This window comes from Pseudomonas sp. B21-036 (assembly GCF_024748925.1).
Classification (GTDB): domain Bacteria; phylum Pseudomonadota; class Gammaproteobacteria; order Pseudomonadales; family Pseudomonadaceae; genus Aquipseudomonas; species Aquipseudomonas palmensis.
Genome location: NZ_CP087178.1, coordinates 685,001 through 701,380, shown reverse-complemented (window position 1 = coordinate 701,380; position 16,380 = coordinate 685,001). Strand labels below are relative to the sequence as shown.

The following is a 16,380-nucleotide window of genomic DNA, read 5'->3' as shown; positions in this document are numbered from 1 at the left end:
CCTTAACGCAGGCTGATGGTGGTGTTCACGCCATCGTTGACGCTGTCGTCGTCGAACCAGCGCGCGGTGACGGTCTTGGTCTGGGTGTAGAACTGCACCACTTGCTTGCCGTAGGGGCCCAGGTCACCCAGCTTGGAGCCGCGCGAACCGGTGAAACTGAAGAACGGTACCGGCACCGGGATCGGAATGTTGATGCCCACCTGGCCCACGTCGATCTCGCTCTGGAACTTGCGCGCCGCGGCGCCGCTCTGGGTGAACAGGCCGGTGCCGTTGCCGAACGGGTTGCGGTTGACCAGCGCGATGGCCTCGTCGAGGGTGTCGACCTCCAGCACCACAAGCACCGGGCCGAAGATTTCCTGGGTGTAGATCTGCATGTCGGTGGTCACCCCGGAGAACAGCGTGGGGCCGACGAAGTTGCCCTGCTCGTAGCCGGGCACCTGCACGTCGCGGCCATCGAGCTCGAGGGTGGCGCCTTCCTTGATGCCGCTTTCGATCAGGCCCAGCACACGCTCCTTGGCGCGCTTGGAGATCAGCGGGCCCACATCGGTGCCAGGCTCGCTGCCGGCGTTGACCTTGAGCTTGGCGGCCAGGGCCTTGAGCTCCGGCAGCCATTCGCGGGCCTTGCCCACAAGCACCGCCACCGAGGTGGCCATGCAGCGTTGGCCGGCGGCGCCGAAACCGGCACCTACCAGGGCATTGAGGGTTTGCGTGCGGTTGGCGTCGGGCAGCACCACAGCGTGGTTCTTGGCGCCCATCATCGACTGCACGCGCTTGCCGTGCTGGCCGGCCAGGTTGTACACGTGGGTGCCGACCTCGGTGGAGCCGACGAACGAGATCGCCTTGATGTCGGTATGGGTGCACAGCGCATCCACCACCTGCTTGCCGCCGTGCACCACGTTGAGCACGCCGGCCGGCACACCGGCTTCCAGCGCCAGCTCCACCAGCATCATGGTCGACAGCGGGTCCTGCTCGGACGGCTTGAGCACGAAGGTGTTGCCGCACACGATGGCCATCGGGAACATCCACAGCGGAATCATTGCCGGGAAGTTGAACGGGGTTATGCCGGCGCACACGCCGATGGGCTGGCGCAGGGTGTAGGTATCGACGCCGCCGGCCACGTTCTCGGCGAACTCACCCATCTGCAGGGTGCCGATGGAGCACGCATGCTCGACCACTTCAAGGCCGCGGAAGATGTCGCCTTCGGCGTCGGCGATGGTCTTGCCCTGCTCGGCGCTCAGGGTCACGGCGATGCGCTTGGAGTGTTCGCGGATCAGCGCCTGCAGCTTGAGCATGATGCGCATGCGCGCGCCGATCGGGGTGTCGCGCCAGGTCTTGAACGCACGCTGGCCGGCAGCGATGGCGGCATCGACTTCTTCGGCGGTGGCAAAGGGTACGCGGGCCAGCACCTGCTGGGTGGCCGGGTTGACCACGTCGCGCCATTCGGTGGTTTTCGACTCGACCCACTGGCCGTCGATCAGCAGCTTGACGCTGTCGACCTTGGTCTGGCCGGGCGTGAGGGATGCGTTCATGAGGGGTTCTCCTGGATTTATTGTTAGGGAGAGAAACGCCGACGCGGCAGCCGCGACGGTGCTTGGGTCCTGGGCTGAATTGGAGTATAGATGTGCAAACTTCTAATAAGAACGCACATAAAAGCCGGACCAACATGCAAAAAAACATCACATCCCTGGGGTCACTGAACTGGGACGACCTCAAGTTCTTCCTCGAAGTGGCGCGCACGCGCAAGGCCAGCAGCGCGGCCAAGCGCCTGGGCGTGGACTACACCACGGTGTCGCGGCGCATCAGTTCGCTGGAGGTGGCGCTGGGCACGTTGCTGTTCGAAAAGTCGCGCACCAGCGGCTTCGTGCTCACCGCCGAGGGGCAGCGCCTGCTCAGCTATGCCGAGGCCATCGAGAGCACCCTGCACATGGCCTGCGAGCAGGTGTCCGGCTCGGGCGTGGCGCTATCGGGGCATGTACGCATGGGCTGCACCGAAGGCTTTGGCAGCTTCTTCATCACCCCGCAGTTGAGCCACTTTGTCGATGCCTACCCGGCGATCTCGGTGGATATCCTGCCGCTGCCGCACTTCATCAGCCTGTCCAAACGCGAGGCCGACATCGTGATCGCGCTGGAGCGCCCGGAACACGGGCCCTATGTGTGCTGCAAGCTGTGCGACTACCGCCTGCGCCTGTACGCCACCCGCGACTACCTGGACAACCACGAGCCGATCCTGCGCAGCAGCGACCTGGCCCGGCACCCGTTCATCAGCTACGTGGACGACCTGGCATTCAGCTCCGAGCTGCTGTACCTGGCCAACCTGCTGCCCACCGCCACCGCACACCTGCGCAGCACAAGCGTGATCGCCCAGTACGTGGCGGCCCAGCAGGGTCGCGGGCTGGCCATCCTGCCGTGTTTTCTGGCCGCACAGGACCCGCGGCTGGTGCCGGTGCTGCCGGGGGAAGTGGAGATTACCCGGCAGTTCTGGATGTACTGCCGGGAGGACCTGCGCAAGCTCAAGCGCATCACGCTGCTGTGGGACTACATCCGCGACGTGACCGAGCGCAACGCGCCCCTGCTGATGGGCGAGTCGCACACGATGAGTTTTGCCGACTAGTCGGAGGCGACCACGATCGCCACGCGGCGGTTTTCGGTGCGGCCGGCGGCGGTGTCGTTGCTGGCCACCGGCTCGCGGCTGCCAAGGCCGCGGGTCTCGACATTCTCGGGGCGCATGCCCACGCCCACCAGCACCCTGGCCACACTGGCCGCCCTGCGCGCCGACAGCTGTTCGTTGTAGCTGGCCTTGCCGGATGAATCGGTATGGCCATCCACCCGCACCCGCTCGATGTGCACCGACAGCAGCGCCTTGCCGATACGCTCGACGATCTCGCGGCTCTGGGTGTTGAGTGCATCCAGGTCGCTGCCGAACAGCACCTTGCCGGACAGGCCGAAGGTCCAGCCCTCGTCGGTGGGGGTGAACCCCTCCTGTTTGAGCACGGCTATCTGCTCGGGGGTCAGGCCCTTGGGCGGCGGGGTCTGGCAGCCGCCGAGGGCGAAAAGGGCCAGGGCCAGACAGGCCAGGTGCAAGCGAAGGTATCGAGTCAGGTGAATCACGGTTCAGCTCCTGTTTTTGCGCTGGACGCAGAGAACTCCGCCTCTGCCGACTGGGGCCCGTCACGGGTGTGACGCTTGGCCTGGTACATCGCCGCATCGGCGGCATTGAGCAACTCGGCCGGGGTACGGCCGTCATCGGGAAACACTGCGATGCCTACGCTCAACGAGGTAACGACGCACTGGCCGTCCGGCAGGCGGATAGGCAGGCTCATGCTGGCGGCTATCTTGTCGGCGATACGCTGGGCGTCCTCGAAGCGATGCAGAGGGGTAAGCAGCACCGCAAATTCGTCCCCCCCCAGACGCGCCACCAGGTCGTGCTCGCGCAGCTGCGCACGCACCCGGCTGGCCACGGCGACCAGCACCTCGTCGCCTGCGGCATGGCCGTAGCTGTCGTTGATTTCCTTGAAGCGGTCGCTGTCCAGAAACAGCAGCGCCAGCCCGTCGCCATGCTTGATCGCGTTGCGCAGGCTGCGGCTCAGGCGGCCCTCGAAGAACGCCCGGTTGGGCAGGCCGGTCAGGCTGTCGTGGCTGGCCTGGTGGGCCAGGGTCTCGTTCTCGCTCTGCAGGTGGTTTTGCCAGGCTTCCATTTCGTCGAGCAGGGCATTGAAGTCGTTGCCCAGCTCGTTGAGTTCGGCGATCTGGGTGGAGGGCACGCGCCGGTCGAAGCTGCGTTCGCGCCGCGCCGCATGGGCCACGCTGGCCAGCCCGCGCAGGGGCCCCACGATATCGGCGAACAGCCGGCGCGACAGGTACAGCGCACTCACCGCGCTGAGCGCCGTGCACAGCAGGATGCCCGCCAGACCACTGAGCAGAAAGCGCATCAGGCTGCCGCCCTGGCCAACCAGCTCGATGCGCCCCACCTGCTGGCCCTGGTGCACCACCGGCAGCCGGATCGGCTCTTCGAGCAGGGTCCGGGCGATCTTGAGCTCCAGCTGGTCGAGCATGCCGCCTTCACTGCGCTCCCAACTGGCCAGCAACTGGTCCGCATCGTCGAAGACCTTGACGTTGGCCACTTCCTCGGCCGCAGCAATCAGCGCCAGGGCTTCGTTGGCGGCGCTGCTGTCGTTGAACACCACCGCGGCCTCGACGGTGTAGTTGATCGAACGGGCAATCAGGTGAAGGTTGTGGTTGGCATAGACGCGCAATGCCAGCACCCCCAGCACGGTCAGCGAGATGCCGGCCAGCCCGATGGCCAGCAACGCCACGCCCAGGTGCCCGCGGCTGAGCACCGCGCGCAACGTGGTCCGTTCGCGTGTCTTGAGCCAGCCGATCATGGCTGCAGCGCTCGGCGCCGCGACAACTGCAGCACGCTGGGATGGATGCGCACGCCGCTGCGCGCCACCGAGTCGAGGTTCACGTCAAAGGCCACCTGGGTGTCCTTGACCCGCAGGCAGAACAGGCTGCCGACCGTACAGGGGTCATCCGCTTCGCTGATGCTCAGCACCGGCTTGCCGTTGATCGCGCTGATGAGCTGGCTGCGCGCCTCGCCACTGAGCTTGCCGATGTACACCGCATCGCACTGGGTGAGGATACGCGGATCCCCCGCCAGCAGACGACGTACGGTCAGCGGCCGGCCGGTGGCCTGGGTGGTCCCCTTGACCAGGTCGTCGGCATATTCGGTAGGGCCGATCAGGCACAGGCGCAGCTGTTCGGGTTCCACCGGCCAGCGCGCGTAACTGAGGATACCCAGTACCACCTGGGTCACTGCCTTGGCCCGCTGCTCGGCCAGGGTGGCGGCCGCGGCGCCCTGGGCCATGCCGTGCAGCGGAAGAACCAGCACCAACGCCGCCAGCAGCATGAGCCTCCAGCGTTTTACACGTCCCGGTGTAAGGGCGGCGACCTTCATATAGGAAATCTCTTAAGACCATGCCTTGCGTGGGGGCAAGATAGCATAACGCCTGCTTTTCCCGCGAGGTCGCCTCCAAGGGCGGATCAGCCGAATCGTCGGCTGCGCCGGCGCCTTACACCTGTTCCAGCATCAGCCCGGAAATACGCTTGACCTTGCGCCGCACCGCCTCCTCGAAAATGCCCTGGCGCGGCTCTATCAGGCTGAAGCAGTCCTTGGCGCGGGTGATGCCGGTGTAGATCAGTTCCTTGGTCAACACCGGGTTCAAGGCGTCGGGAAGCACCAGAACCGTGTGGGAGAACTCCGAGCCCTGGGACTTGTGCACCGTCATGGCGTACACGGTTTCAACCTCACTTAACCGGCTGGGCAGGACGAATCTGACGCCGCCCAGGCCATCGTTCCGAGGAAACGCCACCCGCAGCAACGGTGTGGAGGCCTGGGCGTCCGGCAGGCGCAAGGCAATGCCGATATCGCCGTTCATCAGGCCCAGACCATAGTCGTTGCGCGTCATCAGCACCGGGCGGCCTTCGTACCAGGGCTGTTCGCCATCGATCAGACCGGCCGCCGTCAGCACCTTGCCGACCCGCTGGTTCAGGCCCTCGACACCCCAGGGGCCCTTGCGCACCGCGCACAGCAGCTGGAAGCGCTCGAAGGCGCGCAGCACCTTCAGTGCCCACGCCTCCCAGCGTGGATCGTCAGCGGCGGTATCCGGCGCCGGGCGGGTCTGGCGAATCAGGTGCAGGTACTCACGATAGCCCTGCGGGCTGTCGCCACCGCGGCCCAGCCCCTGCAGCAGCAGGGTGTCGAGCTTGCGGTCGTGCTCGCCGCTCAGGCGCAGGCTGTGCACGTCGGCAAGACCTTGCTCGAGCAGCGCACGGGCCTGTTCCGGCTGCTGACCGTTGACCTGGCGCGCCAGCTGGCCGATACCGCTGCCCTCACCAAAGCGGCGCGAATGGCGCAACATCACCACTTGCTGGGGCAAGGGGTCGCGCTGGGCATCGCCCTCGACCAGGCCGCTGCCGGCCAGCGACTCGCCACTGACCTGCTCCAGCCAGCTGCGGGTGGCAGCGCTGTAGCGCCCGGCCTCGGCATCGCGGCACAGGTCGCCCAGCACTGCGCCGGCCTCGACCGACGCCAGCTGGTCCTTGTCCCCGAGCAGAATCAGGCGCGCATGCCCCGGCATCGCCGCCAGCAGGTTGGCCATCATTTCCAGGTCGATCATCGAGGCCTCGTCGACCACCAGCACGTCCAGTGGCAACGGGTTGCCGGCATGGTGACGAAAATGTCGCGAGCCCGGGCGACTGCCCAGCAGGCGGTGCACGGTGGAGACATCGCTGGGGATGTTGCTGCGCACGGCGTCACTGACGGCCAGTCGCTCCACCTGCTGGCCGATGGATTCGGTAAGACGCGCCGCTGCCTTGCCGGTCGGTGCGGCCAGGCGGATACGCAACGGGCGCCCGACCTCCACGGCCGGGGCCTGCAACAGGGCCAGCAGACGCACCACGGTGGTGGTCTTGCCGGTGCCGGGGCCGCCGGTGATGATGCTGAACGCACTGCGGGTGGCCAGCGCGCAGGCGAGCTTCTGCCAGTCGACCTGACCGGCCAGCGCCGAGCCTTCGAACAGCGCATCCAGGCGGGCGCGCAAATCGGCGGGCGTGGGTTCGGCCTGTTCCAGGCGTTCGCGCAGGGCACTGTCGATGCGCCGTTCATAGGCCCAGTAGCGGCGCAGGTACAGGCGCTGCCCACTCAACACCAGGGGGCGCGAGGCCTGCGCTTCACTGCTGCCCAGGGCAACCAGCGCGCTGCCTTGCAGGCGCTGGCACCAGGTGGCCAGATCGAGGCGCTCCAGCAGTTGCGAAGGCAGCAGCAAGGGGCCGGCCAGGGCATCGCCCTCGGGTGGCAACGACAGGGCAAAGTCAGGCTCGGCCAGGGTTTCGGCCAGGTCCAGGCACACGTGCCCGTGCCCCAACTGGTGGCTGGCCAGTGCGGCGGCCAACAGCACCAGCGGGTCGGCCTGCGGGTCGCGTTCGCCGAGGAAAGCCACGAAGGCGCGGTCCAGTGCTCGCAGCCAGCCGCGCTCGACCCATCGATCGAGCAGCGCCAGCAGGTCGGCGCCCACCGTCAACGGCGCCAGGGCCGCCAGATGCCCGGCATCCAGAGGGGTGGGCAACAGGTCGTCGAACGTGCGGCTCATGCGCTGTCTCCGGAAAACAGATCAGGTTGCTGCGGTGCGCTTGCGCCGCTGAACAGGGCATCGAGCCGCTCGATCAGCACGCGCGGCGGCTTGATGAAGTACAAGCCCTGGCTGGCCGCGTGCACCCCACGCAGGAACAGGAACACCGCGCCGCCCACATGCCGGTCGTAGTCGTAGTCGGGCAGGCGGGCACGCAGCTGACGGTGCAGGGCCAGCAGGTACAGCACGTACTGCAGGTCGTAGCGATGCTCGAGGATCGCGCCCTCCATCGCCAGCTCGCTGTAGGCCTGGTCGTCGGTGCCCAGCCAGTTGGACTTGTAGTCGGCCACGTAGTAGCGCCCGTCGTGCTCGAATGCCAGGTCGATGAAGCCCTTGAACATGCCATTGAGCAGCGCCGACTGCGCGGCCGGTCGGGCCGCGCCGTCATGGGTGTGGGTGCATACCAGGCGGTCGAGGGCCAGCACGTCGACCTGATGGCTGGCGAACCAGAACTCCATCTCGATCTGGTACTGGCTCAACTGGCCCAGGGCAACCGGCGCACTGTCCGGTGCCAGGTGCAGCGGTGCGTTCAGCAGGTGTTCGAGCCAGTTGCCGAGGGTGTTGATCCAGCCGGTCCAGTCGCGCCGGTTGCAGCGCTGGGCCACGGTCTTGTGCAGTTGCTCGGGCGCCGCGACCACCTGGCCGAAGCCTTCGTGACCGGCCCATTCGAGCAGCCCGTGGAGGAAGGTGCCGGGGTTGGGGCCACGCGGGAAGCGGTGGATGTCGCCGCCCGTCGCCACGACTTCGCGCAGGGCCTGCGGATCGGCCGGTTCGTCATCGAGCAGTTGCTGGGCCTGGGAGCTGTCGGCGGTGAGCAGCTCCTCGCCGATGCGCAGTGCACTGTAGGAGGCGATCCACCAGTTCTCTGCGGCGCGGCGGCGCGGCTGGCGGGCCGGCAGCAACTCGGCGGTGTTGCGCGGGGCCTGGTAGCGCTGGGTGTCGGCAATGGGCAATACCTGGCTGTGGATGGTCGCGCAACCTTCCTGCAATGCCTGCAGCCAGCCCTCAAGGGCGGTGGAAGCCGGCAGTACAGCGCCGCCGCCCAGCAGGTAGCCGAGCGCGCAGCGGTGCAGCAGCGATTCCTTGCCGGTGCCGCGCTTGAGGTCCGCCACCCCCAGCCAGCACGTGTGCTGGGCACGGGTCAGGGCCACGTAGAGCAGACGCAGGTCTTCGGCCAGGCGCTCGTCATCGGCCAGGGCGATCTGCTCGGCATCGGGGGTCAGGGTCAGCTGGGCATTGCCCTGGGCGTCGTGCCAGCCCAGGGGCAGGCGCTTGCCGTCCACCGGCTTGGCGGTGCTGATGAAGGGCAGGAACACCAGCGGGTATTCCAGCCCCTTGGATTTGTGGATGGTCACCACCTTGACCAGTTGCTCGTCGCTTTCCAGGCGCAGGATCTGTTCTTCACCGGCCTGGCCGGAGCTGGCCAGGTGTTCGCTCAGGTGGCGGATCAGCGCCTGCTCGCCGTCCAGCTCGGTGGCCGCCTGCTGCAGCAGCTCGGCCAGGTGCAGCAGGTTGGTCAGCACCCGTTCGCCATCGCTGCGGCGCATCAGTACCTGGGGCAGGTCGAAGTCGTGCAGCAGGTGACGCAGCATCGGCAGCACGCCCTGGGTGCGCCAGAGGTGGCGATAGTCGCGGAACTTCATGACCCAGTGTTCCCACACCCGCTCGTCCTGGTTGAGCTGGGCCAGCCGGGTCAGCGGCAGATCGAGGGTGAGGCTGGCCAGCGCCGCCTTGAGCAGGCGCTCGCTGTCGGGTTCGGCGCAGGCCTTGAGCCACGCCAGCAGGTCGTGTGCCTCCTGGGCGGCGAACACCGAGTCCTTGTCCGACAGGTAGACGCTGCGTACGTCGCGGGCGGCCAGTTCGGCGCGGATCAGCTGGGCCTCGCGACCGTCGCGAACCAGGATCGCAATGTCCGATGGCAAACAGCCACGCAACGCCTGGCCTGGCTGGACAAAGCCGCTGGTGCCCAGCTGGCCGCCGTTGAGCAGGCTGACGATCTGGGTGGCGCAGCTGGCGGCTACCTGTTGGCGATAGACCGCGCCGGACAGCGGCTCGTCGCTTGCCAGGTGCCACAGGTTGAGCGCTGCCAGGGGCTGCCCGTCGACCTGCAGGTGCTCCTTGCGCCCCTGCGCCCTGACCGCCACGAAGGGGACGGGGTTGTCGGCGCCGTCGCGGAACAGGAACGCCCCGCGACCGGCCTCGCGCTGTTCGGCGCGCATGAATACATGGTTGACCGCATCGACCATCGGCTGGCTTGAGCGGTAGTTGGTGTCCAGGCTGTGCAGCCGGCCGTGGGTGGCGCGTCGGGCGCCCAGGTAGGTGAAGATGTCGGCGCCGCGGAAGGCATAGATGGCCTGCTTGGGGTCGCCGATCATGAACAGCCCGGTTTCGCGCACGTCCTCCTCGATGCGATAGATACGCTGGAAGATGCGGTACTGCACCGGGTCGGTGTCCTGGAATTCATCGATCAGGGCCACCGGGAACTGTTCGCGGATCAGCCCGGCCAGGCGCTCGCCGGCCGTCCCGCCCAAGGCCGAGTCGAGACGCAGCAGCATGTCGTCGAAGCCCATTTCGGCGCGGCGGCGCTTTTCCTGCTCGAAGCGTTTCGACACCCAGTTGGCGGCGTGTTCGAGCAGGCGGGCGTCCGGGGTCGGCAACGCCTGCAGCTCCAGGCGCAGGCCGGGCATGGCATCCAGCGCCGGGTGGCTGGGCGGCTCGCCCTTCCAGGCTTCGGCCATGCCTTGCGGGGTGAAGCGGGTGAACCCGGTGCCAATATCCAGCTCCACCGCCTGCTCGTCCTGGGCCCAGGCCGCGATCTTCTCGCACCAGGGTTCGAAATAGCGCGGCTGCATCTTGCGCCCGTCCACCTGCTTGGCGGCATGTGCGGCATGGCACAGTTGCAGCAGTTCCTGGGCCCACTGTGCCCAGGGCGCCTTGAGCTGGCGCAGCCGTTCGGCACGTTGCTGCACCACCGCTTCGATCAGCGCCTGTGGGTCGGCGCTGTCTTCCTCGCTCCGCGTGCGGCCGAACAGCGCGCGCACCCTGGGCAGCAATGCCTCGGGGCTGCTCCAGTGGCTGCGCACCCAGGCCAGGGCCTCGCCGTGCATGGGGTAGCAGAAGCGCCGCCAGTAGTCGCGCATGACCTGGCCGAGCAGCTCGCTGTGGTCGGTCTCCAGGGTCTGGGTGAACAGGCTGCCGCTGTCGAACGCATGCTCGCGCAGCATCCGCTGGCACCAGCTGTGGATGGTCGAGACGGCGGCTTCGTCCATCCACTGCGCGGCAACGTCCAGGCGGTTGGCGCAGGCGGGCCAGGTGTCCGGGGCGTAGTGCTCGCGCAGTTGCACCAGCAAGGGGTCGGCTTCGGGCAGTTCGCCACGGAAGAACCGCGCCGCTTCGGCCAGGCGGGTGCGAATGCGCTCGCGCAGCTCTTTGGTGGCCGCATCGGTGAAGGTCACCACCAGGATCTGTGGCGGCAGCAGCTCGCGCCCGAAGCCCTGCTCGCCGCCATGGCCGAGCACCAGGCGCAGGTACAAGGCCGAGATGGTGAAGGTCTTGCCGGTGCCGGCACTGGCTTCGATCAGTTGGCTGCCGTGCAGCGGGAAGGTCAGTGCCAGCGGCGGCTGGTGTGCGTGGACAGTCATGGATGCGCCTCTTCACTGCCCAGGCGTTGCCAGGCGGCTTCGAACATCGGCCGGTACAGTGCCTCGCACCAGCCCTCGAATTCTTCACTCGCGGTCAGCGCCGCGAAATCACTGAACTGCCGGGCCAGTGCGGTGCTTTCGCTGCGCTCGCCGCGGGTGTTCTGGCCGTCGCCGTCGTAGGCCTTGGCTGCGGCCGCCAGGGCTTTTTCAGGGTCACTCTGGCCGAGCCAGGTGAAGGCGGTCTTGATCGCCACCGGCAGCGGCGCATTCATGCCGGCCTGCCGGGCCACCAGCAGGTCGCCGAGCAGTTCCGCGGCACGCGGTTGCTCCAGCGGGTCGAGCAACAGGGTCACGTCGGTGGCGACCACTGCGCTGCTCAACCGGTGCCCCACGGCACACGCTGCCAGGTGCATGACCCAGGTCGCCACCAGTCGGTGCCACTTGAGTGATTTGCCGCTGCTGATGCCGTTGGGCAAGGTGGTGATGCTCAGCAGCGCCTGGTCGTCACGCTGGTACACCCGCCCCAGCCAGCCTTCGAGCCGCAGCTGGCGATACTCGAAGCTGATCGGCAGCGCACTGTCGATCAGGGTTGGCCATTGGCCGAGCAGTTGAGCGTGTCGCAACAGCAGGTCGGGCAATGGCTCGATCAGTTCGGCCTGCAGGCATTCACCGAAGCCGGCCAGCGGCAGCATGCCGCTGCGTTGCAGGCGACGGGCCTGGGCCTGCAGGGCGTCGGTGCTGTTGGTGGGGTCGGCCAGGGCTGCGCCCAGCAAGCTTTCGCTCAGGCTGTAGCGCTGCAGGGCGTCGAGCACGAAGGGCTCTTCGTCGGCCAGGGGGGCTTCGGCGGCTTCGAAGAACACCTTCAGGCGCTGGCTGAAGAAGTGCCGAACGGGGTGGCGCATGAAGTCCTGGAGCAAGGTCAGGCTCAGGGGCTCTTCGGGCACGAAAGGCTCCAGTTGGTCGGCCTCGGTCGGCAGCTGCGTTGGCGGCAGGTGCAGGGCGCGCCATTCGCTGGCATAGCTGAACAGGTTGCTGTGCTTGTGGAAGTAGCGGGCGCTGAACGGTTGCAGGGGGTGTTCCTGCGTCAAGGCGTGCAACAGTTGCAGACCGCCCTCCACTGGGTCGTCGGCCTTGGCCTTGGGGCTGCGCCAGCCGGCGGCGAGGTGATCGCGCAACTGGCCGATGAGCACCGACGCCGGCCGCTCGCTGTTGTCGCGAATGCTGCGGCCCACCCAGCTGACGTACAGTTGCTCACGCGCCGACAGCAAGGCTTCGAGCAGCAGGTAACGGTCGTCCTCGCGTCGAGAGCGGTCGCCGGGGCGGTAGTCGCTGCCCATCAGGTCGAAGTCCAGCGGCGGCTGCGCACGCGGGTAGTCACCATCGTTCATGCCCAGCAGGCACACCACCTTGAAGGGGATGGCACGCATGGGCATCAGGGTGCAGAAGTTCACCGAGCCGGCCAGAAAGCGCTGGGACAAGCGCCCCTGGTCCAGGCCGGCGAGCCAGGCTTCGCGCACCACCGTCAACGGCAAGGCGTCCTCGAGCCCGACCGACTCGCAGGTTTGCAGCCAGGTTTCGCACAGGCCCTGCAGTTGCACCAGCAGGTAGTCATCGTGTTCGGTTTCGGCCAGGAAGAACACCTGCAGCAGGGCATGCAGGCGCGTGCCCCATTGCGCCGCCGGTGCCGGCTGCGAGAGCTCGGCATGGGCCACCTCGAGCGCATCGAGCAGGGCCACCAGCGGGCCGATCAGGGCAGCATCGAGGCCGCCGATTTCATCATAGGGTTCGATGTCGTCGCAGCTGTCGCCCGTGCCCACCGCATAGCCCAGCAGCATGCGACGCAGGCCGAATCGCCAGCTGTTCTGCTCGAGGTCATCGGGCAGGCCCAGGCCGGCACGCTGCTGTGCATTGAGGCCCCAGCGCACGCCGGCCCCTTCGATCCAGCGGTGCAGCGTGGGCAGGTCGCTTTCCTTGATCGCGAAGCGGGCACGCAGGGCGGGAACATCCAGCAGATCGAGAATCTCGCTCACCGGGAAGCGGCTGTCCGGCAACTTGAGCAGGTGCTCCAGGGCAATCAGAAGCGGGTCGCGGCCGCGCTGGCCCTGGTCGGTCAGGGTGAAGGGAATGTAGCGCGGGTCGTTGCGTTCAAGCTGGCCGAACACGGCGCGGATGTGGGGCGCATAGGTGTTGATGTCCGGCAGCATCACGATCACGTCGCGCGGGCGCAGACCGGGGTCGGCGCTGAAGCGGGCGAGCAGCTGGTCGTGCAGGATCTCGACCTCGCGCTGCGCGCTGTGGGCCACATGAAAACGCACCGAGCGGTCCTTGGCCGGGTCGACGGCGGGCCACAAGGCGCGGGTCTCGGCCAATGGGCGCAGTTCGAGAATGTCGTCCTGCAACTGGTTGAGCAGAGTGGCCTGCCCGTTTTCGGTGAACAGGTCGATGCGCCCGTCACTGAACACGTTGCGATAGCTGCCCGGGTCATCGTAGCTGTCGAGCAGGTTGATGTAGTCCCGGCCCTGCTTGCCCCAGGCCGCAAGCAGCGGATGGGCATGCTGGTGCAGGGTGTCGGCGTCGATCAGGCTGGGCATGCCTTGCTTGCGCTGCTGGCGCTTGTACTGATGGCGCAGCAGGTCCTTGTCGGCGACGATATCGGCCCAGTGGTGACGGCAGGGGTTGTGCACGCATAGCAGCACCTGGCTGAAACGTGCCAGGCCTGCCAGCGCTTCAAGGGCCTGGGCCGGCAACGAAGAAATGCCGAACACGATGACACGCGATGGCAGGCCCTTGGGGGCTTGTTCCAGTGAATTGATGCGCTCGACGAAACGCTGGTGCACGCCGGCACGGCTCTGGGCCATGCCTTCCTCTCCCACATCGAGCAGCAAGGCACGCCACAGCTCTGCCTGCCAGCAGTTGGCGGGGGCCAGCGCACGGGAGTCGCCACGAGCGTTGCTCAGCACGTGACGTCCGGCTGCCCAGTCCTTCAGCCAATCGGCACGGTACACCTGGTATTGGTCGAACAGGTCGGCAAGGCGCTCGGCCAGCTGGTAGCGCTTGCGCAGGTCGCTGTCATCGGTAAGAAAGCGCTGCAACGGCTCGAAATGCGGCTGATTGATCACTTCCGGCAGCAGGCGCATCAGGCGCCAGGTCAAGGGCGCCTTGTCGAGCGGGGAGGTTTCAGGAATCTCTTCGCGGCCAAGTACCCGGCGGTACAGCTGCCACATGAAGCTACCAGGCAATTGCACATCGATGGCGGCCGCGATGCCGCAACCGCCCTGGTCATCGTCCTGCGGGTCTTCGGCCAGGGCCAGCTTGAGCCACTGGGCGATACCGTTGCTCTGCACCAGCACCATCTCGTTTTCCAGGGGTGCCAGCGGATAACGCCGCATCAGGCTCACCACCAGGCCACGCAGTTCATCCAGGTGGTTGCCGTGAACGACCATGAATCCCGGTTGAAGCGTGCTTGCATGCGGCATGGGGCATCCCTTGGGCTGTGCGGATTTTGGGGGGAACCTTATCACGGTCTGCGTACAGACCGAGGGCCTGCAGCTTTTCGGCCCACAAAGACAAAACCCCTACCTGCAGATGCAGATAGGGGTTTCGGAATTTAATCTTGACGATGACCTACTCTCACATGGGGAAACCCCACACTACCATCGGCGATGCATCGTTTCACTACTGAGTTCGGGATGGGATCAGGTGGTTCCAATGCTCTATGGTCGTCAAGAAATTCTGTTGCCAGAAGGTCTTGTTCAGACACTCCAGCGAATCGGGTATGTGATGTTCGTGAGTTACAAATCTTCGGCTTACTGTGTCTTCACAACACCGCAATCTGGTCGTTCGACGCAAATTGCTTGGGTGTTATATGGTCAAGCCTCACGGGCAATTAGTATTGGTTAGCTCAACGCCTCACAGCGCTTACACACCCAACCTATCAACGTCGTAGTCTTCGACGGCCCTTCAGGGAGCTCAAGGCTCCAGTGAGATCTCATCTTGAGGCAAGTTTCCCGCTTAGATGCTTTCAGCGGTTATCTCTTCCGAACATAGCTACCCGGCAATGCCACTGGCGTGACAACCGGAACACCAGAGGTTCGTCCACTCCGGTCCTCTCGTACTAGGAGCAGCCCCTCTCAAATCTCAAACGTCCACGGCAGATAGGGACCGAACTGTCTCACGACGTTCTAAACCCAGCTCGCGTACCACTTTAAATGGCGAACAGCCATACCCTTGGGACCGGCTTCAGCCCCAGGATGTGATGAGCCGACATCGAGGTGCCAAACACCGCCGTCGATATGAACTCTTGGGCGGTATCAGCCTGTTATCCCCGGAGTACCTTTTATCCGTTGAGCGATGGCCCTTCCATACAGAACCACCGGATCACTAAGACCTACTTTCGTACCTGCTCGACGTGTCTGTCTCGCAGTCAAGCGCGCTTTTGCCTTTATACTCTACGACCGATTTCCGACCGGTCTGAGCGCACCTTCGTACTCCTCCGTTACTCTTTAGGAGGAGACCGCCCCAGTCAAACTACCCACCATACACTGTCCTCGATCCGGATAACGGACCTGAGTTAGAACCTCAAAGTTGCCAGGGTGGTATTTCAAGGATGGCTCCACGCAGACTGGCGTCCACGCTTCAAAGCCTCCCACCTATCCTACACAAGCAAATTCAAAGTCCAGTGCAAAGCTATAGTAAAGGTTCACGGGGTCTTTCCGTCTAGCCGCGGATACACTGCATCTTCACAGCGATTTCAATTTCACTGAGTCTCGGGTGGAGACAGCGCCGCCATCGTTACGCCATTCGTGCAGGTCGGAACTTACCCGACAAGGAATTTCGCTACCTTAGGACCGTTATAGTTACGGCCGCCGTTTACCGGGGCTTCGATCAAGAGCTTCGCGTTAGCTAACCCCATCAATTAACCTTCCGGCACCGGGCAGGCGTCACACCCTATACGTCCACTTTCGTGTTTGCAGAGTGCTGTGTTTTTAATAAACAGTCGCAGCGGCCTGGTATCTTCGACCGGCATGAGCTTACGGAGCAAGTCCTTCACCCTCACCGGCGCACCTTCTCCCGAAGTTACGGTGCCATTTTGCCTAGTTCCTTCACCCGAGTTCTCTCAAGCGCCTTGGTATTCTCTACCCAACCACCTGTGTCGGTTTGGGGTACGGTTCCTGGTTACCTGAAGCTTAGAAGCTTTTCTTGGAAGCATGGCATCAACCACTTCGTCGCCTAATGGCAACTCGTCATCAGCTCTCGGCCTTAAGATCCCGGATTTACCTAAGATCTCAGCCTACCACCTTAAACTTGGACAACCAACGCCAAGCTGGCCTAGCCTTCTCCGTCCCTCCATCGCAATAACCAGAAGTACAGGAATATTAACCTGTTTTCCATCGACTACGCTTTTCAGCCTCGCCTTAGGGACCGACTAACCCTGCGTCGATTAACGTTGCGCAGGAAACCTTGGTCTTTCGGCGTGGGAGTTTTTCACTCCCATTGTCGTTACTCATGTCAGCATTCGCACTTCTGATACCTCCAGCAAGCTTCTCAACTCA

At 65.2% G+C, this 16,380-nt stretch carries 8 protein-coding genes and 2 rRNA genes (1 of these 10 running past the window's edge); 1 reads left to right on the top strand and 9 read right to left on the bottom strand.

The annotated features are described in order from the left end of the window. Positions 1-2 precede the first annotated feature (2 nt). A complete protein-coding gene (locus tag LOY33_RS03145; protein ID WP_043860714.1) occupies positions 3-1,529 on the bottom strand; it encodes a CoA-acylating methylmalonate-semialdehyde dehydrogenase in 1,527 nt (508 codons plus the stop codon). Between the two features lie 134 nt (positions 1,530-1,663). On the opposite strand from LOY33_RS03145, the gene LOY33_RS03140 reads away from it, so the two are divergent. Next, positions 1,664-2,611, top strand: coding sequence for a LysR family transcriptional regulator (locus LOY33_RS03140; protein ID WP_043860715.1), 948 nt, complete (start codon positions 1,664-1,666; stop codon positions 2,609-2,611). Here the strand turns inward: LOY33_RS03140 and LOY33_RS03135 are convergent. The 8 genes from LOY33_RS03135 to LOY33_RS03100 all read right to left on the bottom strand — a co-directional run. After that, positions 2,608-3,099 (bottom strand): OmpA family protein, encoded by a 492-nt coding sequence (locus LOY33_RS03135; RefSeq protein ID WP_058540757.1) that lies wholly within the window; start codon positions 3,097-3,099, stop codon positions 2,608-2,610. The two genes, LOY33_RS03140 and LOY33_RS03135, sit on opposite strands and share 4 nt — an antisense overlap. A gap of 5 nt (positions 3,100-3,104) precedes the next feature. After that, positions 3,105-4,382, bottom strand: coding sequence for a diguanylate cyclase domain-containing protein (locus LOY33_RS03130; protein WP_043860716.1), 1,278 nt, complete (start codon positions 4,380-4,382; stop codon positions 3,105-3,107). Beyond that, positions 4,379-4,954, bottom strand: a complete 576-nt coding sequence (locus LOY33_RS03125; protein ID WP_043860717.1) for a YfiR family protein — start codon at positions 4,952-4,954, stop codon at positions 4,379-4,381. Before LOY33_RS03125 ends, LOY33_RS03130 begins: the two co-directional genes overlap by 4 nt. Positions 4,955-5,069: 115 nt before the next feature. Further along, on the bottom strand, positions 5,070-7,148 hold the full coding sequence (gene recD, locus LOY33_RS03120; RefSeq protein WP_258661386.1) for an exodeoxyribonuclease V subunit alpha: 2,079 nt from the start codon (positions 7,146-7,148) through the stop codon (positions 5,070-5,072). Beyond that, complete coding sequence (gene recB, locus LOY33_RS03115) at positions 7,145-10,828, bottom strand: exodeoxyribonuclease V subunit beta (RefSeq protein WP_258661384.1); 3,684 nt, start codon at positions 10,826-10,828, stop codon at positions 7,145-7,147. Before recB ends, recD begins: the two co-directional genes overlap by 4 nt. Then, positions 10,825-14,304, bottom strand: coding sequence for an exodeoxyribonuclease V subunit gamma (gene recC / locus LOY33_RS03110; RefSeq protein ID WP_258661364.1), 3,480 nt, complete (start codon positions 14,302-14,304; stop codon positions 10,825-10,827). Before recC ends, recB begins: the two co-directional genes overlap by 4 nt. A 135-nt stretch (positions 14,305-14,439) precedes the next feature. Beyond that, a 5S ribosomal RNA gene (rrf, locus tag LOY33_RS03105) occupies positions 14,440-14,555 on the bottom strand. A 138-nt stretch (positions 14,556-14,693) separates the two neighbouring features. Continuing rightward, positions 14,694-16,380, bottom strand: a 23S ribosomal RNA gene (locus LOY33_RS03100); it runs 1,204 nt beyond the window's last position.

Coding starts and splice junctions, on each gene's coding strand:
- LOY33_RS03145 (WP_043860714.1), bottom strand. CDS start 1,529: ATGAACGCATCCCTCACGCCCGGCCAGACCAAGGTCGACAGCGTCAAG.
- recC (WP_258661364.1), bottom strand. CDS start 14,304: ATGCCGCATGCAAGCACGCTTCAACCGGGATTCATGGTCGTTCACGGC.
- LOY33_RS03130 (WP_043860716.1), bottom strand. CDS start 4,382: ATGATCGGCTGGCTCAAGACACGCGAACGGACCACGTTGCGCGCGGTG.
- recD (WP_258661386.1), bottom strand. CDS start 7,148: ATGAGCCGCACGTTCGACGACCTGTTGCCCACCCCTCTGGATGCCGGG.
- recB (WP_258661384.1), bottom strand. CDS start 10,828: ATGACTGTCCACGCACACCAGCCGCCGCTGGCACTGACCTTCCCGCTG.
- LOY33_RS03125 (WP_043860717.1), bottom strand. CDS start 4,954: ATGAAGGTCGCCGCCCTTACACCGGGACGTGTAAAACGCTGGAGGCTC.
- LOY33_RS03140 (WP_043860715.1), top strand. CDS start 1,664: ATGCAAAAAAACATCACATCCCTGGGGTCACTGAACTGGGACGACCTC.